The organism is Kitasatospora sp. NPDC051853 (genome assembly GCF_044452665.1).
GTDB lineage: Bacteria > Actinomycetota > Actinomycetes > Streptomycetales > Streptomycetaceae > Kitasatospora.
The window spans coordinates 1,034,250-1,060,449 of sequence record NZ_JBITBY010000001.1 but is presented as its reverse complement, the minus strand read 5'-3'; the positions used below and the strand labels follow the sequence as shown (position 1 = coordinate 1,060,449).

The 26,200-nt window shown below is 76.7% G+C and carries 1 protein-coding gene and 1 pseudogene; both read right to left on the bottom strand.

Annotation, left to right across the window (positions count from 1 at the left end):
* Position 1 precedes the first annotated feature (1 nt).
* Positions 2-16,910 (bottom strand): annotated as a pseudogene (locus ACIA8O_RS04580) (type I polyketide synthase); the annotation flags it as partial.
* A 15-nt stretch (positions 16,911-16,925) separates the two neighbouring features.
* Entirely contained in the window at positions 16,926-26,195 is a 9,270-nt protein-coding gene (locus ACIA8O_RS04575; RefSeq protein ID WP_396292037.1) for a type I polyketide synthase, read from the bottom strand.
* Positions 26,196-26,200 lie beyond the last annotated feature (5 nt).

Genomic DNA, 26,200 nt, shown 5'->3' with positions numbered 1-26,200 from the left:
CGCCCAGCACACCGGTGCCACCGGTGATCAGCACCGTGCCGTCCGGGTCCCAGGGACGGGCGGAGCCGACCTCCGGGGCCGTGGCCCGGGCCAGCCGGGGCACGTGCACCCGGCCCGCCCGCAGGGCGAGTTGGGGCTCCTCGGTGGCCAGCGCGGCCGGGATCAGGTGCTCGGAGTCGTGGTCGGTGTCCAGCAGGACGATCCGGCCGGGGTGCTCGGACTGCGCGGACCGCAGCAGCCCCCAAACCGGGGCGAGCACCGGGTCCGGTGCCTCCCCGGAGACCGGGACGGCTCCGCTGGTGACCACGGCCAGCCGGGTGCCCTCGTTCGCCCCGTCCGCCAGCCAGTCCTGGACCGCCGTCAGCGCCTCGGCGAGGACGCCCTCGTGACCGGTGACCCGCAGCTCGCTCCAGCTGTCGGTGTCCGTCGGCTCGGCCACCGGGATCTCCGGCCACTCCAGCCGGAACAGCGCGTCGCGGTCGGCGCCGCCCGCCGGGGCCAGCTGCTCGGCGGAGACCAGCCGGGCCCGTAGGGCGTCGACGGAGGCGACCGGGGCGCCGGTCTCGTCGGCGACGTCGACCGAGATGGCCTCGGGCTCCGTGTAGCGCAGACGGACCCGCAGGGCGCTCGCGCCCGCGGCGTGCAGCCGGACGCCCGTGTAGGCGAAGGGCAGCCGGCTGGTGCCGGGCGGGGTGTCGGTCAGGCCGTGGTGGGCGGTGACGTGGACGGCGGCGTCCAGCAGGGCGGGGTGGAGGCCGAACTCCCCGGCACTCTCCCGGACTTCCTCCGGCAGCGCGACCTCCGCGTAGAAGGTGTCGCCGTCCCGCCAGGCCGCCCGCAGCCCGCGGAAGGCCGGGCCGTAGGCGAGGCCGGCGGCGGCCAGCTCCTGGTAGACCTCCTCGGTGGCCAGCGCGGCGGCGCCCGCCGGGGGCCAGTCGCGCAGTGGCTCGCCGGGCGCTCCGGGGCCGGCCAGCAGCAGGCCGGAGGCGTGCCGGCTCCACTCCTCCGTCCCGGCCGGTCGGGAGTGCACGGTGACCTCGCGGGCCCCGGTCCCGTCCGCGCCGCCGACGGCGACCTGGACGTGCACGGCGCCCTGCTCGGGCAGCACCAGCGGGGCCTCCACCACCAGCTCGTCCAGGGTGCCGGCGCCCAGCTCGTCGCCGGCCCGGACCGCGAGCTCCAGCAACGCGGTACCCGGGACGATCACCGTGCCCTGGACGGCGTGGTCGGCGAGCCAGGGGTGGGTGCGCAGCGAGAGGCTGCCGGTGAGCAGCACCCCCTCCCCGTCCGGGAGCCGGACGGTGGCGCCGAGCAGCGGGTGGGCCGCCTCGGCGAGGCCGAGCCCGGTGGCGTCGGTGGCGCGGTGGGCGGGCTCCAGCCAGTAGCGGCGGCGCTGGAACGGGTAGGTGGGCAGGGTCAGTCCGGCCGGGCGGGACGGGCGGCCGAGCAGGGCGGTCCAGTCGACCCGGTGGCCCTGGACGTGGATCCGGGCCAGCGCGGTCAGGGCGGTCTCGGTCTCGTCGCGGTCGCGGCGCAGCGCGGCGGCCGTGACGGGTGCGTCGAGGGCGGCGCCGACCAGGCCGGTGAGCGTGCCGTCCGGGCCGAGCTCGACGAAGGTGGTGACGCCCTCGGCCGCCAACTCCCCGATGACGTCGGCGAAGCGGACCGCCTCACGGACCTGCCGCGCCCAGTAGTGCGGGTCGGCGAGCTCGGCGGCAGTGGCGATCCGGCCGGTGAGGTTGGAGACCACCGGGATCTGCGGGGCGTGGAAGGTCAGACCCGCGGCGATCCGCTCGAACTCGGCGAGCATGCCGTCCAGGTGGGCGGAGTGGAAGGCGTGACTGACCTTCAGCTGCTTGGTCCGCCGGTCGGCGAAGACCTCGCGGACGGCGGCCACGGCTTCGGCGTCACCGGAGACCACGATCGAGCGCGGACCGTTCACGGCCGCGATCTCGGCACCGGGCAGCAGGGCTTCGCGGACCTCCTCCTCCGTGGCCTCGATCGCCACCATGGCACCGCCGCCCGGCAGTTCCTGCATCAGCCGGGCCCGGGCCGCCACCAGCGCGGCGGCGTCGGCCAGCGAGAGCACCCCCGCCACGTGGGCGGCGGCCAGCTCGCCGATCGAGTGCCCGGTGACGTAGTCGGGCCGCACGCCCCAGGACTCGTACAACCGGTAGAGCGCGACCTCGACCGCGAACAGCGCCGGCTGGGTCCAGCCCGTCTCGTCCAGGCCCTCGCCGCTCGCGATCACCCCCGCCACCGGCAGCCCGAGGGCAGCCTGGACGGCGTCGAAGGCCTCCGCGAAGACCGGGAAGGCGGCGGCCAACTCCCGCCCCATGCCCACGCGCTGACTGCCCTGCCCGGAGAACAGGAACGCCAGGCCGCCCGAGCGCGCCGTCCCGCGCACCACCCCGGGACCGTCCAGCGCGCGCAGCGCCTCGGCACCGCCGCCGAGCACCACGGCCCGCTCCTCGAAGACGGCCCGGTCGGCCACCAAGGCCCGGGCCAGCTCCAAGGGCTCCTCGGTGGCCAGCAGTTCGGCCACCTGGGCGGCCCGCGCCGCCAGCGCCTCCGGCGAGCGGCCGGAGACCACGAAGGGCAGCGCCGCGGGAGCGTCGGCGAGCTCCACCTCGGCCTCGGACTCCTCCGGTGCCTGCTCGATGATGACGTGCGCGTTGGTCCCGCTGGCCCCGAAGGCGGAGACGCCGACCCGGCGCGGGCCCTCGACCTCCGGCCAGGCGCGCTGCTCGGTGAGCAGCTCGACCGCCCCGGCGTCCCAGTCGACGTAGGGGGTGCGCTGCTCGGCGTGCAGGGTGCGCGGCAGCACGCCGTTGCGGATCGCCAGCACCGACTTGATGACACCGGCGACGCCGGCCGCGGCCTGGGTGTGGCCGATGTTGGACTTCAACGAGCCGAGCAGCAGCGGCTGTTCGCGGTCCTGGCCGTAGGTGGCGAGGATCGCCTGGGCCTCGATCGGGTCGCCGAGCCGGGTGCCGGTGCCGTGCGCCTCGACCGCGTGCACGTCGGCGGCGGCCAGCCGGGCGCCGGCCAGCGCCTGGCGGATGACGCGCTGCTGGGCGGGGCCGTTGGGTGCGGTCAGCCCGTTGGAGGCACCGTCCTGGTTGACGGCGCTGCCGCGCAGCACGGCGAGCACGGGGTGGCCGTTGCGGCGCGCGTCGGAGAGCCGCTCGACCAGCAGCAGGCCCACGCCCTCGCCCCAGCCGGTGCCGTCCGCCTCGGCCGCGAAGGCCTTGCACCGGCCGTCGGCGGACAGGCCGCGCTGGCGGGAGAACTCCACGAAGCCCTGGGCGGTGGCCATCACGCTCACCCCGCCGGCCAGGGCGAGGTCGGACTCGCCGGAGCGCAGCGACTGGGCGGCCAGGTGGAGCGCCACCAGCGAGGAGGAGCAGGCGGTGTCCACCGTGACGGCCGGGCCCTCGAAGCCGAAGGTGTAGGAGATCCGGCCGGAGGCGACGCTGTCCAGTCCGCCGATCCCGAGGAAGCCCTCCAACTCGCCCGGGGCGTCGTGCAGTCGGGGCGTGTAGTCGCTGCCGGCGATCCCGGCGAAGACCGCCGTCCGGCTGCCGCGCAGCCCGGCCGGGTCGATGCCGGCCCGCTCGAAGGCCTCCCAGGCGGTCTCCAGCAGCAGGCGGTGCTGGGGGTCGGTGGCCAGGGCCTCGCGCGGCGAGATGCCGAAGAACTCGGCGTCGAACTCGGGCGTGGTGTCGAGGAATCCGCCGTGCCGGGTGTAGGAGGTGCCGGGGTGGTCCGGGTCGGGGTGGTAGAGCGCCTCCAGGTCCCAGCCGCGGTCGGCGGGGAACTCGCCGATGGCGTCCACGCCCTCGCTGACGACCCGCCAGAGGTCGTCCGGCGAGGTGATCCCGCCGGGCAGGCGGCAGGCCATGCCGACGATGGCGATCGGCTCGTGCTTGGCCCGCTCCACTTCCTGGAGCCGCTTGTTGGCCTTCTGGGCGTCGGCCAGGGCCCGCTTCAGGTAGTCCCTGAGCTTCTGGTCGTTGGACATCGTTGCCTCTCGGATCACGTGCGGGTGGTTGCGGTGCGGGCGCTCAGTCGGAGTTGCCGTCGATCAGGGCGAAGAGCTCCTCGTCGGTGGCGCTGTCCAGGTCGAGGTCGAACTCGTCCTCGGCGGACGGGTCCTGGCCCCAGCGGTCGACCAGCGCCCGCAGCCGGGCCAGCACCTGGTCGCGGTCCTGGTCGGCCGGGCCGTCCAGCAGCCGCTCCAGCGCGGCCACCGACTCCAGCGCGCCGAGCTCCACCGCCCGCTCCCCGAGCGGCAGCTCGGCCAACAGGTGGGCGGCCAGCGCGGCCGGGTTCGGGTGGTCGAAGACCAGGGTGGCGGGCAGCTCCAGGCCCGTCCCAGCGCCGATCCGGTTGCGCAGCTCGACGGCGGTCAGCGAGCTGAGGCCCAGGTCCCGGAAGGCCCGGTCGGCACCGACCTCCCCGGTGTCGGGGTGGCCGAGCACCGCCGCCGCCTCCCGGCGGACCAGGTCGAGCAGCAGCGCCTCGCGCGCTGACGGGTCGTCGAGGACCGCGAGCCGGGCGACCCACGGGGCGGTCTCCCCGGCCTCGGCGGCCTGGAACGCCGGTGCCGTCACGGTGGAGTTGGTGACCGTGGCGTCCAGCCAGTACCGCTGGCGCTGGAAGGCGTAGCCGGGCAGCGCCACCCGGCGCGGGCGGGCTCCGGCCAGCACGGCCGGCCAGTCCACCGCCGCGCCGCGCACCCAGAGTTCGGCGGCGGAGAGCAGGAAGCGGTCCAGGCCGCCGTGGTCCCGGCGAAGGGTCCCGGTGACGACCGAACCCCGTCCGGCCCCGGCCGACTCCAGGGTCTCCTGGAGCGGGACGGTGAGCACGGGGTGCGGGCTGACCTCGACGAAGACCGTGTGCCCCTCGGCGGCCAGCGCCCGGGCCGCCTCCTCGAAGCGGACCGTCTCGCGCAGGTTGGTCACCCAGTACTCGGCGTCCAGCCCCGCGGTGTCCTGCCAGTCCCCGGTGACGGTGGAGAGCAGCGGGACCTCGCCGGTGCGCGGGCGGACCGGGGCGAGCAGCTCCAGCAGTTCCTCGCGCAGGCCCTCGACCTGGGCGGAGTGCGAGGCGTAGTCCACCGGGATCAGCCGGGCCCGGACCTCCTCGGCCCGGTAGCCCTCGACCAGTTCGGCGAGCGCCTGCGGCTCGCCGGAGACCACGGTGGCGGAGGGGCCATTGACCACCGCGACCGAGAGCCTGCCGCCCCAGGCGGCGATCCGCTCGGTGACCTCGGCGGCGGGCAGCGCCACCGAGGCCATGCCGCCCCGGCCGGACAGGGCCAGGATGGCCCGGCTGCGCAGGGCCACCACCCGGGCGCCGTCGGCCAGGCTCAGGCCGCCGGCCACCACGGCGGCGGCGATCTCGCCCTGGCTGTGGCCGACCACCGCGTCCGGGCGGACGCCGTGGGCCTGCCAGAGCTCGGCCAGCGAGACCATCACGGCCCACAGCACCGGCTGCACCACGTCCACCCGGTCCAGGCCGGGCGCGCCCGGCTCGCCGCGCAGCACGTCCAGCAGCGACCAGTCGGTGTGCGGGGCGAGGGCCGCCGCGCACTCCGCGATCCGTGCCGCGAACGCCGGTGCGGTGTCGAGGAGTTCGACCGCCATGCCGGCCCACTGGGAGCCCTGGCCGGGGAAGACGAAGACGGTCCGGCCGTCCACGTCGGCCCGTCCGGTCACCAGCGCGGGCGAGGGGTCACCGGCGGCGAGCAGCTTCAGCCCGGCCGGGTCGCCGACCACCACGGCCCGCTCCTCCAGCGCGCCCCGGGTGGTGACCAGGGCGTGCGCCACGTCGACCGGCTCGGCGCCCTCCAGTGCCTCCGCCACCCGTCCGGCCTGCTCGCGCAGGGCCTGCGGGGTGCGGGCCGAGACCGCGAAGGGCAGCACCGGCGGGGCGGCGCCGCGCTCGGGCGCGGGAGCCTCCTGCGGGGCCTGCTCGATGATGACGTGGGCGTTGGTGCCGGAGACCCCGAAGGAAGAGATCCCGGCCCGGCGCGGACGGTCCACCCCGGGCCAGTCCTGACGCTCGGTCAGCAGCTCGACCGCACCGGCCGACCAGTCCACGTACGGGGACGGCTCGTCCACGTGCAGGGTCTGCGGCAGCACGCCGTGGCGGATGGCCTGCACCATCTTGATCACCCCGGCGGCGCCGGCGGCGGCCTGGGTGTGGCCGATGTTGGACTTCAACGAGCCGAGCAGCAGGGGCTGTTCGCGCTCCTGACCGTAGGTGGCGAGCAGCGCCTGGGCCTCGATCGGGTCACCCAGTCGGGTGCCGGTGCCGTGGCCCTCGACGGCGTCCACCTCGTGCGCCGCCAGCCCGGCCTGGGCGAGCGCCTGCCGGATGACGCGCTGCTGGGACGGACCGCTCGGCGCGGTCAGGCCGTTGGAGGCACCGTCCTGGTTGACGGCGCTGCCGCGCAGCACCGCCAGCACCTGGTGCCCGTTGCGGCGCGCGTCGGAGAGCCGCTCGACCAGCAGCAGGCCCACGCCCTCGCCCCAGCCGGTGCCGTCCGCCGCACCCGCGTAGGCCTTGCACCGGCCGTCCTCGGAGAGCGCCCGCTGACGGGAGAACTCCACGAAGGTGGTCGGGGTGGACATCACCGCGACGCCGCCGGCCAGGGCGAGGTCGCACTCCCCCGCCCGCAGCGACTGCGCGGCCAGGTGCAGTGCCACCAGCGAGGAGGAGCAGGCGGTGTCCACCGTGACCGCCGGGCCCTCGAACCCGAAGGTGTAGGAGATCCGGCCCGAGGCCACACTGCCCGCGCTGCCGTTGCCGAGCCAGCCCTCCAGCTCCGCCGGGACCTCGCGGACCCTGGGCGCGTAGTCGTGGTACATCATCCCGGCGAAGACGCCGGTCCGGCTGCCGCGCAGCGTCGCCGGGTCGATGCCGGCGCTCTCCAGCGCCTCCCAGCCGGTCTCCAGCAGCAGCCGCTGCTGGGGGTCGGTGGCCAGTGCCTCGCGCGGCGAGATCCCGAAGAACGCGGCGTCGAACTCGGCGGCCCGGTCCAGGAACCCGCCGTGCCGGGTGTACGAGGTGCCGGGCCGCTCCGGGTCCGGGTCGTAGAGGTTCTCCAGGTCCCAGCCGCGGTCCGTCGGGAACTCCCCGACGGCGTCCCGGCCCTCGGCCACCAGCTGCCAGAGCTCGTCCGGAGTGGTCACCCCGCCGGGCAGGCGGCAGGCCATGCCGACGATGGCGATCAGCTCGTCGGCCGGCCGGGTGGCCGCGGCCGTGCTGCGGACGGCCGGGGCCTTGGCCGCGCCCAGCAGCTCGGTGAGCAGGTGCTCGGCGAGGGCGGCCGGGTTGGGGTGGTCGAAGACCAGGGTGGCCGACAGGCGCAGACCGGTGGCCGCGCCGATCCGGTTGCGCAGCTCGACGGCGGTGAGCGAGTCCAGCCCGAGGCTGGTGAACGGCCGTTGGGCGCCGACCGAGCCGGCGTCCGTGCCGAGCACGGCGCCCACCTCGGTGCGGACCAGGCGCAGCACCGTGGCGAGGCGCTCGGCCTGGTCCGGCAGCGCGGCCAGCCGCTCCGTGAGCGGGGCCTCCCCCGCTGCCGTGCCACCGCTGCCCGCCGCCCGGCGGACCGGGCGGACCAGGCCGCGCAGCAGCGCGGGCACCGGACGGCCGCGCAGGGCGGCCAGGTCGAGCGGGGCGGGGACCAGTACCGGACGGTCCGTCAGCAGACCGGCCGCGTCGAAGAGCGCGGCGCCCTCGGCCGAGCCGATCGGACGGATGCCGAGCCGGGCCAGCCGGGCGTGGTCGGTGGCGCTCAGGTGGCCGGTGATGCCGCTGGCCTCGGCCCACTGGCCCCAGGCCAGCGACTGGGCCGGCAGGCCGATCGAGCGGCGGTGGGCTGCCAGGGCGTCCAGGTAGGTGTTGGCCGCCGAGTAGCTGGCCTGCCCCGGCGAACCGAGGACGGCGGCGACCGAGGAGTAGAGCACGAAGGCCGCCAGCTCATGACCTCTGGTCAGCTCGTGCAGGTGGCGGGCGCCGTCGGCCTTCGGGGCCCAGACGGTCTCCAGCCGGGACGGAGTCAGCGCGCCGAAGACCCCGTCGTCGACCACGCCGGCGGTGTGCACCACGGCGGTCAGCGGGTGCTGCTTCGGCACTCCGGCGATGGCGGCGGCCAGCGCCTCGCGGTCGGCCGCGTCGGCGGCCGCGACGGTCACCCGTGCGCCCAACCCGGCCAGTTCCTCGCGGAGTTCGGCCGCACCGGGGGCCGCCTCACCGCTGCGGGAGAGCAGCAGCAGGTGCCGCACGCCGCGCTCGGCCACCAAGTGCCGGGCCAGCAGCCCGCCCAGCACACCGGTGCCACCGGTGATCAGCACCGTGCCCTCGGGGTTCCACCGGGGCGCGTCACCGCCCTCCGGCAGGGTCACCCGGGTCAGCCGGGGGACGTGCACCCGGCCGTCGCGGACGGCCAGTTGGGGCTCGCCGGAGGCCAGCACGGCCGGCAGCAGCCCGGCGGCGTCGCCGTCCACCAGGACGATCCGCTCCGGGTGCTCGGACTGCGCGGAGCGCAGCAGCCCCCAGACCGGGGCCACCACCGGATCCGGTGCCTCACCGGCGACGGAGACGGCACCGCTGGTCAGGACGACCAGCCGGGCTCCTTCGTTCGCCTCGTCCGCGAGCCACTCCTGCGTGGCGGTCAGCACCTCGGCGAGCACGCCCTCCCGGGCCTCGGCCCGCAGGAGGGTGTGGGCGGGGAGCCCGTCGGCCTCCTCCGCCTCGGGCAGCGTGAGCTCCGGCCACTCGACCGCGAACAGCGCGTCCCGGTCGATCGTCGGGGCGGTGCCCAGCGCGCCGTCCTGCACCGGCCGGGTGACCAGGGAGGCGAGCGAGATCACCGGGCGCCCCTCGGTGTCGGTGGCCTCGATGGCGTAGTCGTCCGCGCCGCTGACGGTGAGCCGGACCCGGATCCGGGCGGCACCCGCCGCGTGCAGCGAGACGCCCCGGTAGGCGAAGGGCAGGCGCCGCACCCCGGCGGCGCTGCCGTGCAGGGCCGGGAGTTGGGCGGCGGCGTCAAGCAGGGCCGGGTGGATGCCGAAGCGGGCGGCGTCCTGGGCGAGTTGCTCGGGCAGCGCGGCCTCGGCGTACAGGGTGTCGCCGTCGCGCCAGACCGTCTCCAGGCCGCGGAAGGCCGGTCCGTAGTCCAGCCCGACGCCAGCCAGCAGCTCGTATACCTCCTCGACCGGGAGCTGCTCGGCCCCCTGCGGCGGCCAGGCGAAGGACTCGGCGGCCTGGGCGGTGCGCTCGGAGAGCAGACCACTGGCGTGCCGGGTCCACTCGCCCGCCGTGCCCGTCCGGGAGTGGACGGCGACGGAGCGCGTTCCGTCCTGCGCCGACTCCCCCACGGTGACCTGGAGTTGCAGCGCGCCCTCGGCCGGGAGCAGCAGCGGCGATTCCACCACCAGTTCCTCCAGGGTGGCCGCGCCGACCTCGTCACCGGCCCGGACAGCCAGTTCGACCAGGGCCGCGCCGGGCGCCAGCACGGTGCCGAGCGCGACGTGGTCGGCCAGCCAGGGGTGGGTGCGCAGCGAGAGGCTGCCGGTCAGCACCACGCCCGAGGAACCGGCCGGGGTCAGGGCCGCGCCGAGCACCGGGTGCTCGACCGCACCGAGGCCCAGGCCGCCGGCGTCGGCGGTCCGACGGGCGGGCTCCAGCCAGTAACGGCGGCGCTGGAACGGGTAGGTGGGCAGGTCGAGCTGCGGGCGGCGGGCGCCGCCGAACAGCACGGCCCAGTCGACCGGGTGGCCCTGGACGTGGATCCGGGCCAGCGCGGTCAGGGCGGTCTCGGTCTCGTCGCGGTCGCGGCGCAGCGCGGCGGCCGTGACGGGTGCGTCGAGGGCGGCGCCGACCAGGCCGGTGAGCGTGCCGTCCGGGCCGAGCTCGACGAAGGTGGTGACGCCTTCGGCCGCCAACTCCCGCACCACGTCGGCGAAGCGGACCGCCTCGCGGACCTGGCGGACCCAGTACTGCGGGTCGGTGAGCTCGGCGGCGGTGGCGATCCGGCCGGTGAGGTTGGAGACCACCGGGATCTGCGGGGCGTGGTAGGTGAGGTGGGCGGCGACCCGGCCGAAGTCGGCGAGCATGCCGTCCATGTGGGCGGAGTGGAAGGCGTGACTGACCTTCAGCCGCTTGGTCCGCCGGTCGGCGAACCGTTGCCGCACCGCCTCGGCCGCCTCGGCGTCGCCGGAGACGACGACCGAGCGCGGGCCGTTGACGGCCGCGATGTCGACGCCGGGGACGAGGGCCTCGCGGACCTCCTCCTCGGTGGCCTCGATCGCCACCATGGCGCCGCCGCCCGGCTGTTCCTGCATCAGCCGGGCCCGGGCCGCCACCAGCGCGGCCGCGTCGGCGAGCGAGAGCACGCCGGCCACGTGGGCGGCGGCCAGCTCGCCGATCGAGTGGCCGGCCAGCAGGTCCGGCCGTACGCCCCAGGACTCGTACAGGCGGAACAGCGCGACCTCGACCGCGAACAGGGCCGGCTGGGTCCAGCCCGTCTCGTCCAGTCCCTCACCGCTCTCGATCACCTCCGCCAGCGGCAGCCCGAGGGCCTCGGCCACCGCGTCGAAGGCCTCCGCGAAGACCGGGAAGGACGCGTACAACTCCCGCCCCATGCCGACCCGCTGGCTGCCCTGCCCGGAGAACAGGAAGGCCAGACCGCCGGACCCGGCCGTCCCGCGCACCACACCCGGCCCGTCCAGCGCGCGCAGCGCCTCGACACCGCCGAGCACCACCGCACGCTCCTCCAGCGCGGCCCGTGCGGTCACCAGGGACTGCGCCACCGCCAACGGGTCGGCGGTACCGGCCAGTTCGGCCACCTGGGCGGCCTGGGCGGCCAGTGCCTCGGGCGAGCGGGCGGAGAGCACGAAGGGCACCAGCGCGGGTGCTTCGGCGGCCTCCGCCGCCCCGAGCTCCTCCGGGGCCTGCTCGATGATCACGTGCGCGTTGGTGCCGGAGACCCCGAAGGCGGAGACGCCGACCCGGCGCGGGCGGTCCACCGAGGGCCAGGGCTGGTCCTCCGTCAGCACCCGCACCGTGCCCGCCGACCAGTCGACGTGCGGGGAGGGCTCGTCCACGTGCAGGGTGCGCGGCAGCACGCCGTGCCGGATCGCCAGGACCGACTTGATGACGCCCGCGACGCCCGCCGCGGCCTGGCTGTGGCCGATGTTGGACTTCACCGAGCCCAGCCAGAGCGGGTGTTCACGCTCCTGCCCGTAGGTGGCGATCAGGGCCTGCGCCTCGATCGGGTCACCGAGGGTGGTGCCGGTGCCGTGCGCCTCGACGGCGTCCACCTCGTGCGGGGCCAGCCCGGCCTGGGCCAGTGCCTGGCGGATGACGCGCTGCTGGGACGGACCGCTCGGCGCGGTCAGGCCGTTGGACGCGCCGTCCTGGTTGACGGCGCTGCCGCGCAGCACCGCCAGCACCTGGTGCCCGTTGCGCCGGGCGTCGGAGAGCCGCTCGACCAGCAGCAGGCCCACGCCCTCGGCCCAGCCGGTGCCGTCGGCGGCGGCCGCGAAGGCCTTGCACCGGCCGTCGGGCGACATGGCCCGCTGGCGGGAGAACTCCACGAAGGTGGTCGGGGTGGTCATCAGCAGCACGCCGCCCGCCACCGCGAGGTCGGACTCCCCGGCGCGCAGCGACTGCGCGGCCAGGTGGAGCGCGACCAGCGAGGAGGAGCAGGCGGTGTCCACCGTGACGGCCGGGCCCTCGAAGCCGAAGGTGTAGGAGATCCGGCCCGAGGCCACACTGCCGGCGTTGCCGATCCCCAGGTACGCCTCCAGCTCGTCCGGCACCTGCTGCCCGGCGCCCGCGTAGTCGCGGCCGGAGATGCCGGCGAACACGCCGGTGCGGCTGCCACGCAGCGCGGTCGGGTCGATCCCGGCCCGCTCGAAGGCCTCCCAGGTGGTCTCCAGCAGCAGCCGCTGCTGGGGGTCGATCGCGGGCGCCTCGCGCGGCGGGATGCCGAAGAAATCGGCGTCGAACTCGCCGATGCCGTCCAGGAATCCGCCGTGCTTGGAGTACGAGGTGCCGGGCCGGTCCGGGTCGGGGCTGTAGAGCGACTCCAGGTCCCAGCCACGGTCGGCCGGGAACTCGGTGAGCGCGTCCACGCCCTCGCTGACCAGGCGCCAGAGGTCCTCGGGCGAGGCGACCCCGCCGGGGTAGCGGCAGGCCATGCCGACGATCGCGATCGGGTCCTCGTCCAGGTCCGCGAGCCGGACGGCGGGCGCGTCGGCGAGCTCCTCGGCGCCCCACAGCTCGGCGGCCAGCCAGTCGGCCAGCGCGGCCGGGGTGGGGTGGTCGAAGACCACGGTGGCGGGCAGGCGGCGGCCGGTGGCCGTGCCCAGGCGGTTGCGGAACTCGACCGCGGTGAGCGAGTCGAAGCCCTGCTGGCGGAAGGCCTTGGCCGGGTCGATCGCCTCGGCCGAACCGTGCCGCTGCACGGCGGCGGCCTCGGCCCGGACCAGGGCCAGCAGGCTCCGGCGCCGCTCGGCGGCGGGCAGGGCGGCCAGCCGGGCCGTCAGCTCACCCTCGGCGGCCGGTGCGGCGGCGCCCGCCGGCTCGGCCGCGCGGCGGACCAGCTCGGCGGCGATCGGGTGGCGGCGGCCGTGGAACAGCACCGGCCAGTCGGCGTCCACCACCACCAGGGTGGTGTCACCGTGGTCCAGCGCCTGGCCGAGCAGCTCGACGGCCTGGACGGGCGGCAGCGAGACCAGGCCGTGCCGCAGCAGCTGCTCCTCGGCCCCGTCGGCAGCGATGCCGTCCCCCGCCCAGTGGCCCCAGGCGATCGAGGTGGCCGGCCGGCCGGCGGCGCGGCGGCGCTCGGCGAGGGCGTCCAGGTAGGCGTTGCCGGGCGCGTAGTTGCCCTGGCCGGGAATGCCGCACAGACCGGCCACCGAGGAGAACAGCACGAAGGCGGAGAGGTCCAGCCCGGCGGTCAGCTCGTCCAGCAGCTGGGCGGCGCCCGCCTTGGCGCGCAGCGCCAGCTCCAGCTGAGGCGCCGTCAGGGCGGGGATCAGCCCGTCGTGCAGGGCCGCGGCGGTGTGCACCACGGCGGTCAGCGGGCGCTCGGCAGGGATGCCCGCCAGCACGGCGGTGAGCGCCTCGCGGTCGGCAACGTCGGCGGCGGCGAAGCTCACCGCCGTGCCCAGGGCGGCGAGTTCGGCGGCCAGCTCGGCCGCGCCGGGGGCCTCGGCGCCCCGGCGGCTGACCAGCAGCAGGTGCTCGGCGCCGCGGCCGGCCAGCCAGCGGGCCACGTGGCCGCCCAGCGCTCCGGTGCCGCCGGTGATCAGCGTGGTGCCGCTCGGCTGCCACGGCTGCTCGGCGGCTCCGGCCGGGGCGACGGTGACGAGGCGGCGGGCGAAGACCCCCGAGGGGCGCAGCGCGAGCTCCACCTCGCGGTCGGCGGAGGTGTCGGCCAGCAGCGCGGCCAGCTGCTGCCAGGTACGGGCGTCCGGCTCGGCCGGCAGGTCGGCCAACCCGCCGTGCAGGCCGGGCAGTTCGGCGGCCAGGATGGCGCCGAAGCCCCAGACCAGGGCCTGCTGCGGGTCGGTCACGGGATCGGCCGGCCCGGTGGAGACCGCGCCCCGGGTCAGGTACCAGAGCGGGGCGTGCGCACCGGCGTCCTCCAGGGCCTGGGCGAGGGTGACCTCGGCGGCGTAGGCCCACGGCACCGCGGGGTGCTCGGGGTGGGCGCCGCCGCGCAGCTGGAGCAGGGAGACCACGCCGTCGAACGGCCCGGCGGCGGTCAGCGTCTCGGCCAGCGCGGCCCGGTCGGTGCCGCCGAGCACCACGACGGGCACGGCGCCGTGCGCCGCCAGCGTCTCGGCGAGCGCGGCGGCCCACGGGTGGCCGGTCTGCTCCTCGGGGGTGACGATCAGCCAGGTGCCGTGCAGCGTCCCGGCGGTGGCCGGGGTGACGGGGCGCCAGGTGACCCGGTGGCGCCAGCCGTCGGCGGCGGTGGCCGCCCGCTGCCGGTCCCACCAGGAGGCCAGGGCCGGCAGCACGGGGGCCACCCGCTCGCCGTCCAGGCCGATGGCCTCGCCGAGCCGCCCGGCGTCGCCCTCGGCGACCAGGTCCCAGAACGCCTCGTCGGGGGCGCCGCCGGTGGCGGTGAGCTGCTCGGGCGAGCGGCTGGCGTCCAGCCAGTACCGCTGCCGCCGGAACGGGTAGGTGGGCAGGTCGGCGTGGTGCGGGCGGGTGCCGGCGAAGGCGGCCGTCCAGTCCACCAGGACGCCGTGGACGTGGAGTTCGGCCACTGAGGTGAGCCAGCGCTCCCGGCCGCCGTGGTCGCGGCGCAGCGACCCGGCCACCACGGGAGCGGTCACCCCGGCCGCGTCGAGGGTGTCCTCGATCGCGCCGGTGAGCACCGGGTGCGGGCTGACCTCGACGAAGACGGTGTGCCCGTCCTCGGCGAGGCGGCGGGTGGCCTGCTCGAAGCGGACGGTGGAGCGCAGGTTGCGGTACCAGTACTCGGCGTCCAGCGCGGCGGTGTCCTGCCAGTCCCCGGTGACGGTGGAGAGCAGCGGCACCTGTCCGGCGCGCGGGGCGACCGGGGCGAGCAGCTCCAGCAGCTCCTCGCGCAGTGCCTCGGTCTGCACCGAGTGGGAGGCGTAGTCGATGTTCACCGGGCGGGTGCGGACGCCCTCCGCCTCGTAGGCGGCGGCCAGTTCGGCCAGCGCGTCCAGGTCGCCGGAGACCACGGTGGAGAGCGGGCCGTTGACCACGCCGATGGAGAGACGGCCGGGCCAAGTGGCGATCCGGGCCTCCACCTCGGCGAGGGGCCGGGCCACCGAGAGCATGCCGCCCTTGCCGGAGAGGGTGGCCAGCGCCTGGGCGCGGCGGGCCACGATCCGGGCGGCGTCGGCCAGGGTGAGGCCGCCGGCCACGTACGCGGCGGCCACCTCGCCCTGGCTGTGGCCGACCACGGCGTCGGGGCGCACCCCGTAGGACTTCCAGAGCGCGGCGAGGGCCACCATGACGGCCCAGAGGGTGGGTTGGACCACGTCGACCCGGTCCGGGTCGGGGCCGCCGGGCACGCCGCGCACCACGTCCAGCAGCGACCAGTCGGTGTGCGGGGCGAGTGCCTCAGCAGCTTCGGTGAGCGCGGCGGCGAACACCGGCTCGGCCTCCAGCAGTCCGGCGGCCATGCCGGTCCACTGGGAGCCCTGGCCGGGGAAGACGAAGACCACCTTGCCGGGGGTGCCGGCCCGGCCGCGCACCACCTGGGGGGCGGTCAGGTCGGCGAGGGCCTGCGGTCCGCCGACGGCGACGGCGCGCTCCTCCAGGTGGGCCCGGCCGGTGGCCAGGGTGTGGGCGAGGTCCAGCGGCGCGACCCGGTCGAGGGTGGCCGCGAGCCGGGCGGCCTGGGCGTCCAGCGCCTCGGGGGTGCGGGCGGAGAGCAGGTAGGGCAGCACCTCGGGGGCCTGTCCGGCCGCCTCGGCCGGAGCCTCGTCGGGAGCCTGCTCCACGATCACGTGGGCGTTGGTGCCGGAGACGCCGAAGGCGGAGACGGCGGCACGGCGCGGGCGGTCCAGGGCGGGCCAGTCCTGACGCTCGGTCAGCAGCCGGACGGTGCCCTCGGACCAGTCGACGTGCGGGGAGGGCTCGTCCACGTGCAGGGTGCGCGGCAGCACGCCGTGCCGGATCGCCTGCACCGCCTTGATGACGCCCGCGACACCCGCCGCGGCCTGGGTGTGGCCGATGTTGGACTTCAACGAGCCGAGCCAGAGCGGGCGTTCGGCGTCGTGGGCCTGGCCGTAGGTGGAGATCAGGGCCTGCGCCTCGATCGGGTCGCCCAGCCGGGTGCCGGTGCCGTGCGCCTCGACCAGGTCGACGTCGGCCGCGGTGATCCCGGCCGAGGCGAGGGCCTGGCGGATGACGCGCTGCTGGGAGGTGCCGCTCGGGGCGGTGAGCTGGCTGCTGCGGCCGTCCTGGTTGACGGCGGAGCCGCTGAGCACGGCCAGCACCCGGTGGCCGTTGCGCCGGGCGTCGGAGAGCTTCTCCAGCACCAGCAGCCCGGCGCCCTCGCCCCAGCCGGTGCCGTCGGCGGCAGCGGCGAAGGGCTTGCAGCGGCCGTCGGGGGCCAGGCCGCGCTGACGGCTGAACTCGATGAACATGCCGGGCGCCGAGAGCACGGTGGCGCCGCCGGCCAGGGCCAGCTCGCACTCGCCGGAGCGCAGCGCGCTCGCGGCCAGGTGGAGCGCGACCAGCGAGGAGGAGCAGGCGGTGTCGACGGTGACGGCCGGTCCCTCCAGACCGAGGGTGTAGGCGATCCGCCCGGAGGCGACCGAGGTGGTGGTGCCGGTGAGCACGTAGCCGTCGGTCTGCTCGGCGGGCAGGTGGTGCATGGAGGGGCCGTACTCCTGCGCGATGACGCCGGCGAAGACGCCGGTACGGCTGCCGCGCAGCGACTCCGGGTCGATCGCGGCGTGCTCCAGCGCCTCCCAGGCGGTCTCCAGCAGCAGGCGCTGCTGGGGCTCGGCGGCCAGCGCCTCGCGCGGCGAGACGCCGAAGAACGCGGCGTCGAACTCGCCCGCCTCGTAGAGGAATCCGCCCTCGCGGGCGTAGCTGCGGCCGGGCACGTCCGGGTCCGGGTCGTACAGGTGGTCCAGGTCCCAGCCCCGGTCGGAGGGGAAGGGGCCGACCACGTCGCGCTCCTCGGCGACCAGCTGCCAGAGGGCGTCCGGGGTGTCGGCTCCGCCGGGGAAGCGGCAGGCCATGCCGACGATGGCGATCGGCTCCTCCGAGCCGTCGTCGGACGCGGCCGCGCGGGCCTCGGCGTCCTTCAGCCGCTGGCGGGTCTGGTGCAGCTCGGTGGCCACCTTGTTGAGGTAGTCGCGGAGCTTCTGCTCGTTGCTGCTCATCTCTGCGTTCGCCTCTCAGGAAATTCCGAGCTCGTTGTCGATGAAGTCGAAGATGTCGTCGTTGCTGACTTCGCTGATCCGGTCCGCGATGCCGTCGTCCGACCCGGCCACCGGCGCGCCGCCGAGGCCGGCCAGCAGGGCGGCCAACCGGGCCGCCGCATCGGCCCGGCCGCCCTCGCCGAGGGCTCCCAGCGAGCGCTCCAGGCGGTCGAACTCGACGTCCAGGTCGAGCGGTTCGGGCTTGGTGGCCGGTTCGGCGGGGGCCAGCCGTTCCCGTAGGTGGGCGGCCAGGGCGACCGGGGTCGGGTGGTCGAAGACGGCGGTGGTGGGCAGGCGCAGGCCGGTGGCGGCGTTGATCCGGTTCCGCAGCTCGATCACGCCGAGCGAGTCGAAGCCGATGTCCATGAAGCCGCCGACGGGTCCGACCGCCTCCGGGCCCGGGTGGCCGAGCACGGCGGCCGCGGTGGAGCGGACCAGGGCGAGCAGGATCCGCTCCTGCTCACCGGTCGCCTTGCCCGCCAACTGCTGGGCCAGTGCCGCCGGTTCGCCGCTCGCGGCCGGGCGGGGACGGTGCCGGACCAGGCCGCGCAGCACCGGCGACAGCCGGTCCGCAGGCACGGCGGCGGTGTCCAGCCGGGCCGCTGCGAGGGCGGCGTACGGGGTGCCGAGGCCGCCGAGCGCGGCGTCGAACAGGGCCAGGCCCTGCTCGTCCGTCATCGGCGCCAGGCCGGTCGCGGCCAGCCGCTCGCTCTCCGCCGCGCCGAGCCCGGCCGCCATGCCGCCGGCCTCGGCCCAGACGCCCCAGGCCAGTGAGGCCGCGGGCAGGCCACGTACCCGGCGGTGCTGGGCCAGCGCGTCCAACTGGGCGTTGGCAGCGGCATAGTTGGCCTGGCCCGGGTTGCCGAGGAGGGCGACGGCGGAGGAGAAGAGCACGAAGGCGGCCAGCTCCAGGTGTTCGGTGGCGCGGTGCAGGTGCCAGGCGCCGTCCGCCTTGGGCCGGGCCACCGAGCGCAACCGCTCGGGGGTGAGCGAGGTGAGCACCGTGTCGTCCAGGACCCCGGCGGTGTGCACCACCGCGGTCAGCGGGTGCTCCGCCGGGACGGCCGCCACCAGGGTCGCGACCGCCGCCGGGTCACCGATGTCGGCGGACGTGGCGGTGGCGGTGGCCCCGAGCCGGGCCAGCTCCGCCAGCAGCTCCGGCGCACCGGGGGCGTGGACGCCCTGACGGCTCGCCAGCAGCAGGTGCCGGACGCCGTGGTGGGTGACCAGCCGCCGGGCCACCAGGGCGCCGAGCGCTCCGGTGCCGCCGGTGACCAGTACCGTGCCCTCCTCGGCGAGCGACCGGGGCAGGGTGAGGGCCAGCTTGCCGGTGTGCTTGGCCTGGCTGAGCCGCCGCAGTGCCTGCGGCGCCTGCCGGACGTCCTGGGCGAGCACCGGGAGCGGGGTCAACTCGCCTGCGGCGAACAGCCCTTCCAGCTCGGCGAAGATCTCGGCGATCCGGTCCGGGGGCACGTCGAACAGGTCGAAGGCCAGGTACGCGGCCCCGCCGTGCTCGGCGGCCACGGTGGCCGGGTCGCGCTGGTCGGTCTTGCCCATCTCGACGAACCGGCCGCCCGGGGCGAGCAGCCGCAGCGAGGCGTCGGTGTACTCCCCCGCGAGGGCGTTCAGCACCACGTCCACGCCGCGGCCATCGGTGGCGGAGCGGAAGGCCGCCTCGAAGTCGAGCGTGCGGCTGGAGGCGATCCGCTCGTCCTCGACGCCGAGGCCGCGCAGCACGTCCCACTTGGCCGGGCTCGCCGTGCCGTGGACCACCGAGCCGCCCTGGCGGGCGAGTTGAACCGCCGCCTGGCCGACGCCGCCGGTGGCGGCGTGCACCAGCACGCTCTCGCCGGGGCGCAGCCCGGCCAGGCCGTAGAGGCCGTGGTGCGCGGTGAGGAAGGCGACCGGGACGGTGGCCGCCTCGGCGTCGCTCCACCGCTCCGGCACCCTGACCAGCAGGCGGTGGTCGGTGACGGCCACCGGGCCGAGGGTGCCCTGCACCAGGCCGGTCACCCGGTCGCCGACGGCCAGCCGGGTCACGCCCGGGCCGGTCTCCAGGACGGTGCCGGCCGCCTCGGCGCCGATCCGGGCGCCGCCCGGGTACATGCCGAGGGTGATCAGCACGTCCCGGAAGTTCAGCCCGGCGGCGCGGACGGCGAGGCGCACCTCGCCCTCGGCGAGCGGGCGCTCCGCCTCGGGGGCGGGCAGCAGGGCCAGGCTCTCCAGGCTGCCGGGGTTGGCGGTGTCCAGCCGCCAGGGGCCGTCCGGCACCGCCAGGGTGTCGGCAGGGCGGACCCTGGCGAGCCGGGGCACCAGGATCTCCCCGGCCCGCAGGGCCAGTTGGGGTTCCTCGGTGGCGAGGGCCGCGGGGATCGCCCCGGCCGAGGCCGGGGCTCCGTCCAGGTCCAGCAGGACGAGGCGGCCGGGCTGCTCGGTCTGCGCGGTGCGGACCAGGCCCCAGACGGCGGCCGCTGCCGGGCTCGGCACGTCCTCGCCGGGGTGGGTGGCCACGGCCCGCTCGGTGGCCAGGGCCAGCGTGCCGCCCTCGCCCGCGAGCCAGGCACGGATCAGCTCCAGCGCCCGCTCCGCGTCCTCCACGGGGGCCAGCGCGTGCTGCCCGGGCGCCACCTCGGCGGCCGAGGCCGGCACCGGCCACCCGGGAGTCAGGCGTCCGCTGTCCAGCGCCACCCAGGGCTGACCTGCCGTCAGGGGACCGGAGGGAGAGGTGGAACCGCTCGCCGCAGTGGTGGTGCCGGTCCCGCCCTCGGCTCCGGCGGCCGCGAGCGGCTGCCAGTCCAGGCGGTACAGCGAGTCCGCGGCCGCCGTCGTGGCGGCGGCCCGCAGGGTCAGGGCGCCGACGGTGGCGACCGGCAGGCCGGCCGGGTCCGCCACCGCGAGGGCGACGGTGTCCGGGCCGGTCGGGGTGATCCGGGCCCGCAGGGCGGTGGGGCCGGGGCGGCGGACCGTCAGCTCGCGCCAGGCGAACGGCAGGACGGTGCGCTCGGCGTCCTGGACGACGGCGTGCAGCACCGCGTCCAGCAGGGCCGGGTGCAGCGCGTAGTCCGCGCCGTCCGCCGCCGGGGCGATCTCGGCGTACAGCTCCTCACCGACCCGCCAGGCGGCCGTCAGCCCCTGGAAGGCGGGCCCGTAGCGGTAGCCCTGCTCGGCCAGCCGGCCGTACAGGCCGTCGAGGTCCACCGGCTGCGCGCCCTGCGGCGGCCACTCGGCGGCCTCGAAGGACGCCCCCGCCGAGGAGGAGGCGAGCGTGCCGGCGGCGTGCCGGGTCCACTCCTGCGTGCCGTCCTCAGCCTGGGAGCGGATCCGTACCGGGCGCCGGCCCTCCCCGTCCTCCGGGCCGACCAGCACCTGGAGCCGCACCCCGCCGCGCTCGGGCAGGGTCAGCGGCGCCTCCAGGTCCAGTGACTCCACCGAACCCGCGCCCGCCCGCAGGGCCGCTTGCGCGGCCAACTCCAGGAAGGCCGTGCCGGGCAGCAGCACCGAGCCGCCGACGGCGTGCCCGGCCAGCCACGGGTGGGTCCGCAGCGAGATCCGTCCGCCGAGCAACCAGCCCTCGCCGTCCGGGAGTTCCGTGATGCCGGAGAGCAGCGGGTGCCCGGTGGCGGTCAGTCCGCCCGCCGCCGCACCGGCGGTCCCCGCCGGCTGCTCCAGCCAGTACCGCCGCCGCTCGAAGGGGTAGGTCGGGAGCTCGACCCGGGGCGCCGGGGCGGAGAAGGCCCTCTGCCAGTCGACGGCCACGCCGTGCACGTGCAGCCGGGCCAGCGCCTCGGTCAGCGTCTCCTCCTCGGACCGGCCGGGCCGCAGCACCGCCGCCAGGGCGCGCGGCGCCTCCCCCGCCCCCTCCAGGCTCTCCTCGGCCAGTGCGGTGAGCACCGGGCCGGGCCCGAGCTCCAGGTAGGCGGTCACACCGAGTCCGTCCAGGGCCAGCACCCCGTCGTGGAAACGGACCGCCTCGCGAACGTGCCGCACCCAGTACTCGGGGTCGGTCAACTCCCCGTCCACCACCGGTGCTCCGGTCAGGTTGGAGATCACCGACAGCCGCGGCTCGGCGTAGCCCAGCTTCTCCGCCACCTCCCGGAAGTCCGCCAGCACGGCGTCCATCTGCGGGGAGTGGAAGGCCCGGCCGACGGTGAGCAGCTTGGTCCGCCGCCCCTCGGCCCGCCAGCGGTCCGCCAGCCGCCGCACCTCGTCACCGTCGCCCGAGATCACCACCGAGCGCGGCCCGTTGACGGCCGCGACCGAGACCCCGTGCCCCAGTTCGGGCAGCACCTCCGCCTCGGTGGCCTGCACGGCGGCCATCGCGCCGCCCGCCGGGAGGGCCTCCATCAGCCGTCCGCGCGCGGCGACCAGTTGCACCGCGTCCGCCAGCGAGAACACCCCGGCGAGGTGGGCCGCGCTCAACTCGCCGACCGAGTGGCCGATCAGGTGGTCCGGCCGCACCCCGCGCGCCTCGGCGAGGCGGTGCAGCGCGACGTGCAGGGTGAAGAGCGCCGGCTGGGTGTAGGCGGTGGTGTCCAGCAGCCCGGCCTCCGCGCTGCCCGGCTCGGCGAACAGCACCCGCTTGAGCGGCACCTCGAGCTCGGCGTCGAAGAGCGCCGCGATCTCGTCCACCGCGTCCCTGAACTCCGGTTCACGCTCGTACAGTTCGCGCCCGGCCCCGGCCCGCTGGCTGCCCTGGCCGGAGAACAGGAAGGCCGTCCTGGCTCCCCGCACGGCGCTGCCGCGCAGCACCTCGGGGGCCTCCCGGCCCTCGGCCAGGGCGCGCAGGCCCTCGGCCCGGTCGCCGAGCACGGCGGCCCGGTGCTCGAAGTGGGTCCGTCCGGTGGCCAGCGCCCGGGCCAGGCCCGACTCCCCTGCCACGTCTGCCAGTTGACCGGCCTGCGCCCGCAGCGCGGTCTCGCTCCGCGCCGAGAGCAGCAGCGGCCCGCGCTCCCGCTCCAGGGAAGCCGCCGGCTCCTCCACCGGCGGCGCCTCCAGGATCAGGTGGGCGTTGGTGCCGCTGATGCCGAAGGAGGAGACGGCGGCCCGCCGCGGGCGGCCGGTCTCCGGCCAGGCGGTGGTGGTGCCGGGCACCCGCACCGAGCCCGCGCTCCAGTCCACGTGCGGGGTGGGCGCGTCCAGGTGCAGGGTGCCGGGCAGCTCGCCGTGCTGGAAGGCCTGCACCAGCTTGATGACGCCGGTGACCCCGGCGGCGGCCTGGGTGTGGCCGATGTTGGACTTCAACGAGCCGAGCAGCAGCGGCTCCTGGCGCTCCCGTCCGTAGGTGGCGATCAGCGCCTGCGCCTCGATCGGGTCGCCCAGCGCGGTGCCGGTGCCGTGCGCCTCCACCGCGTCCACCTCGTGCGCGGCCAGCCCGGCCTGGGCCAGCGCCTGACGGATCACCCGCTCCTGGGCCGGGCCGTTGGGCGCGGTCAGGCCGTTGGACGCGCCGTCCTGGTTGACCGCGCTGCCGCGCAGCACGGCCAGCACCCGGTGCCCGTTGCGCCGCGCGTCCGAGAGCCGCTCCAGCAGCACCAGTCCGACGCCCTCGGCCCAGGCGGTGCCGTCGGCCCCGGCCGCGAAGGGCTTGCAGCGGCCGTCGGCGGCCAGTCCGCGCTGGCGGCTGAACTCGGTGAACATGCCCGGCGTGGACATCACCGTGACGCCGCCGGCCAGCGCGAGGTCGCTCTCGCCGGAGCGCAGCGACTGGGCCGCCAGGTGGATCGCCACCAGGGAGGAGGAGCAGGCGGTGTCCACGGTGATGGCCGGGCCCTCCAGGCCCAGCGCGTACGCCAGCCGCCCGCTGGCGACCGAGCCGAGCGTGCCGGTCAGCGCGTGGCCCTCGTAGCCGCTGGGGGTCTCGTGCAGACGCGGCCCGTACTCCTGCTGCATGGCGCCGACGAAGACGCCGGTGCGGCTGCCGCGCAGGGTGGCCGGGACGATCCCGGCCCGCTCGGTCAGCTCCCAGGCGGACTCCAGCAGCAGGCGCTGCTGCGGGTCCATCGCGGCGGCCTCGCGCGGGGCCAGGCCGAAGAAGGCGCCGTCGAAGGTGTCGGCGTCGTGCAGGAAGCCGCCCTGCCGGGTGTACGAGGTACCGGGGCGCTCGCCCTCCGGGTCGTAGAGCGCCTCCAGGTCCCAGCCCCGGTTCTCCGGGAACGGGCCGATGGCGTCCCGGCCCTCGCGCAGCAGCTCCCAGAGCCGCTCGGGGGTGTCCGCCCCACCGGGCCAACGGCCGCTGAAGGCGACCACGACCACCGGGTCGTCACCGGCCGTTCCGTGGAAGGTTTCTGGCGCCTGCTCGGACTTGCCCGCGCCCGCGAGGTAGGCGGCGACGGCGCCCGGGGTCGGGCGGTCGTAGGTGAGGGTGGCGGGCAGGCTCCGGCCGGTGGCCCCCGCCAGCCGGTCGCGGAACTCCACGGCGGCGACGGAGTCGAAGCCCAGTTCCTTGAAGGTGTGCGCCGGGTCGACCGCCTCGGGGCCGCTCTGGCCGAGCACCAGCGCGGCGGCCGAGCGGACGGCGGCCAGCGCCTCGGCCTCGGTCAGCCCGTCCGTCGCCCGCTCCGCCCCGGGCTCGACGGCCGCCCGTTCGGGCAGCGGTGCGGCGGTGCCGTCCAGCCAGAGGTGCCGGCGCTGAAAGGCGTAGGTGGGCAGCTCCACGTGGCCGCCGCCCGGCCCGTACAGCGCGGCCCAGTCCACCGTGCCGCCCCGGACGTGGAGTTCGGCCAGCGAGCCGCGGAACTGCTCCAGCCCGCCGTGGTCGCGGCGCAGGGTGCCGGTGACGGCGGCGCCGGTGCCCTCGGTGGTCTGGCCGAGGCCGAGGGTCAGCACGGGGTGGGCGCTGCTCTCGACGAAGCTGCGGTGGCCGTCGGCCAGGGCGGCCCGGACGGCCTGCTCCAGCTGCACGGTGGAGCGCAGGTTGCGGTACCAGTACGCGGCGGTCAGCCCGGTGGTGTCCAACGGACCACCGGTGACGGTGGAGTAGAAGACGGTGTCGGTGGCGCGCGGGCGGATCGCGGCCAGCAGTTGCGGCAGGAGCTCGCTCAGCGGCTCGACCTGCGGGGAGTGCGAGGCGTAGTCCACCGGCACCAGCCGGGCCCGCACCTCCCGCTCCCGGTAGCGCTCGACCAGCTCGGCCACCGCCGGGCGGTCGCCCGAAACCACCGTCGAGGACGGTCCGTTGACGGCCGCGACGCTGATCCGTCCCTCCCACCGGGCCAGTTCGGCGGACACCTCGGCGGCCGGCAGCGGCACCGCCGCCATCGCGCCCCGCCCACTGGTGCCGAGACCGGCGATGGCCCGGGCCCGCAGGGCGACCACGGCGGCGGCGTCCTCCAGCGAGAGCGCGCCGGCGACGTAGGCGGCGGCGATCTCGCCCTGAGAGTGGCCGATCACCGCGTCCGGCCGCACGCCCGAGGCGCGCCACAGGGCGGCCAGCGCGACGTTGACGGCGAACAGCGCGGGCTGCACCACGTCGACCCGCTCCGGGTCGGCCGCGCCGGGTTCCCCGCGCAGCACGTCCGTCAGCCTCCAGTCCACGTGCGGGGCCAGCGCCCGCTCCACGGCCTCGATCTCGGCGGCGAACGCCGGTGCGGTGTCCAGCAGTTCGCGGGCCATCCCGTCCCACTGCGAACCCTGCCCCGGGAAGACCAGCACGGTGCCGCCGCCCCGGTGGGCCCGGCCCTGCACCAGCCCGGCGGCCTGGCCGCCGTCCTCCAACGCCCCGAGGGCCTCCAGCAGTTCGACCCGGTCCGCGCCGCTGACCACGGCACGGTGCTCGAAGTGGCTGCGGGTGGTGGCCAGCGCGCGGCCGACGGCGGCCGGGTGCGGCCCGCCCTCCTGCCGCGTGAACTCCCGTAGCCGGGCGGCCTGCTGACGCAGCGCCGGGGCGGAGCGGGCGGACAGCGGCCAGAAGCCCCGGCCGTCCCCGGCCTCGGCCCCCGTCACCGGGACGGGCGCGGCGCCGAGCACCACGTGCGCGTTGGTGCCGCCGACGCCGAACGAGCTGACCCCGGCCAGCGGGGCCTCCTCGGGCCAGGGGCGGGCCTCGGCGGCCACCGCGATGCCCAGCCGCTCGAAGGGGATGTCCGGGTTCGGGGTCTCGAAGCCGAGGCTGGCGGGCACCGTCCGGTGGTGCACCGCGAGGACGGTCTTGAGCAGGCCGACGATCCCGGCCGCGCCCTCCAGGTGGCCGACGTTGGTCTTGGCCGAGCCGACCAGCAGCGGGGCCCGCGCGGGCCGTCCGGCGCCGAGCGCCTCGCCGAGCCCGGCCGCCTCGATCGGGTCGCCGACCCGGGTGCCGGTGCCGTGCAGCTCGACGTACCCGATCCGCCCGGGCTCGACTCCCGCACGCCGCACGGCCTTCCGGACCACCTCGGCCTGGGCGGCCGCGCTCGGGACCGTCAGGCCGTCGGTGGCGCCGTCGCTGTTCACCGCGCTGCCGTGCAGCACCGCGTAGACCCGGTTGCCGTCCGCGAGCGCCCGCACCAGGGGCTTGAGCACCAGCAGCACGCCGCCCTCGCCGCGCGCGTAACCGTTGGCCCGGGCGTCGAAGGTGAAGCAGCGGTCGTCCGGCGAGAGGGCGCCGAAGCGCTCGACGACGAGGGTGGAGTCGGGCGCCAGGTTGAGGTTCACCCCGGCGGCGAGGGCGTACTCCGACTCTCCCGACCGCAGGCTCTCCACCGCCAGGTGGACCGCCACCAGGGAGGAGGACTGCGCACTGTCCACGGTCAGGCTCGGGCCGCGCAGGTCGAGCGCGTAGGAGACCCGGTTGGCGATGACGCCCTTGTTGAGGCCGGTCAGGGTGTGCCGGGAGACGCTGCCGGTACGGGCCGCCAGGGACGCGTAGTCGGCGCCGATCGCGCCGACGAAGACCCCGGTGCGCGATCCGCCGAGCGCGGCGGGCAGCACACCGGCGTCCTCCAGCGCCTCCCAGGCGAGTTCGAGCACCAGCCGCTGCTGCGGGTCGGCGGCGGCCGCCTCGGCGGGCGAGATCCCGAAGAACTCCGGGTCGAAGGCCCCGACTTCGTCCAGGTACCCGCCCGCCCGGGGCCGCTCGCCCTCCGCGAACCGCCCCGGCGGGAACACCCCGACGGCACTGCCGCCCTCCGCCAGCAGGCGCCAGAACGCCGCCGGGCTCGCCGCCCCCGGCAGCCGGCACGCGGCACCCACCACGGCCACCGCGTCCGGCGAGGCGGTGTCGGGCACTGCGCCGTCGGGCGCGGAGGGGTCGAACGGGTCCAGGCGAGGCATGGTCG

Bases quoted from the DNA above. Each gene is read 5' to 3' on its own strand.
- ACIA8O_RS04575 (WP_396292037.1), bottom strand. From the start codon at position 26,195: ATGCCTCGCCTGGACCCGTTCGACCCCTCCGCGCCCGACGGCGCAGTG.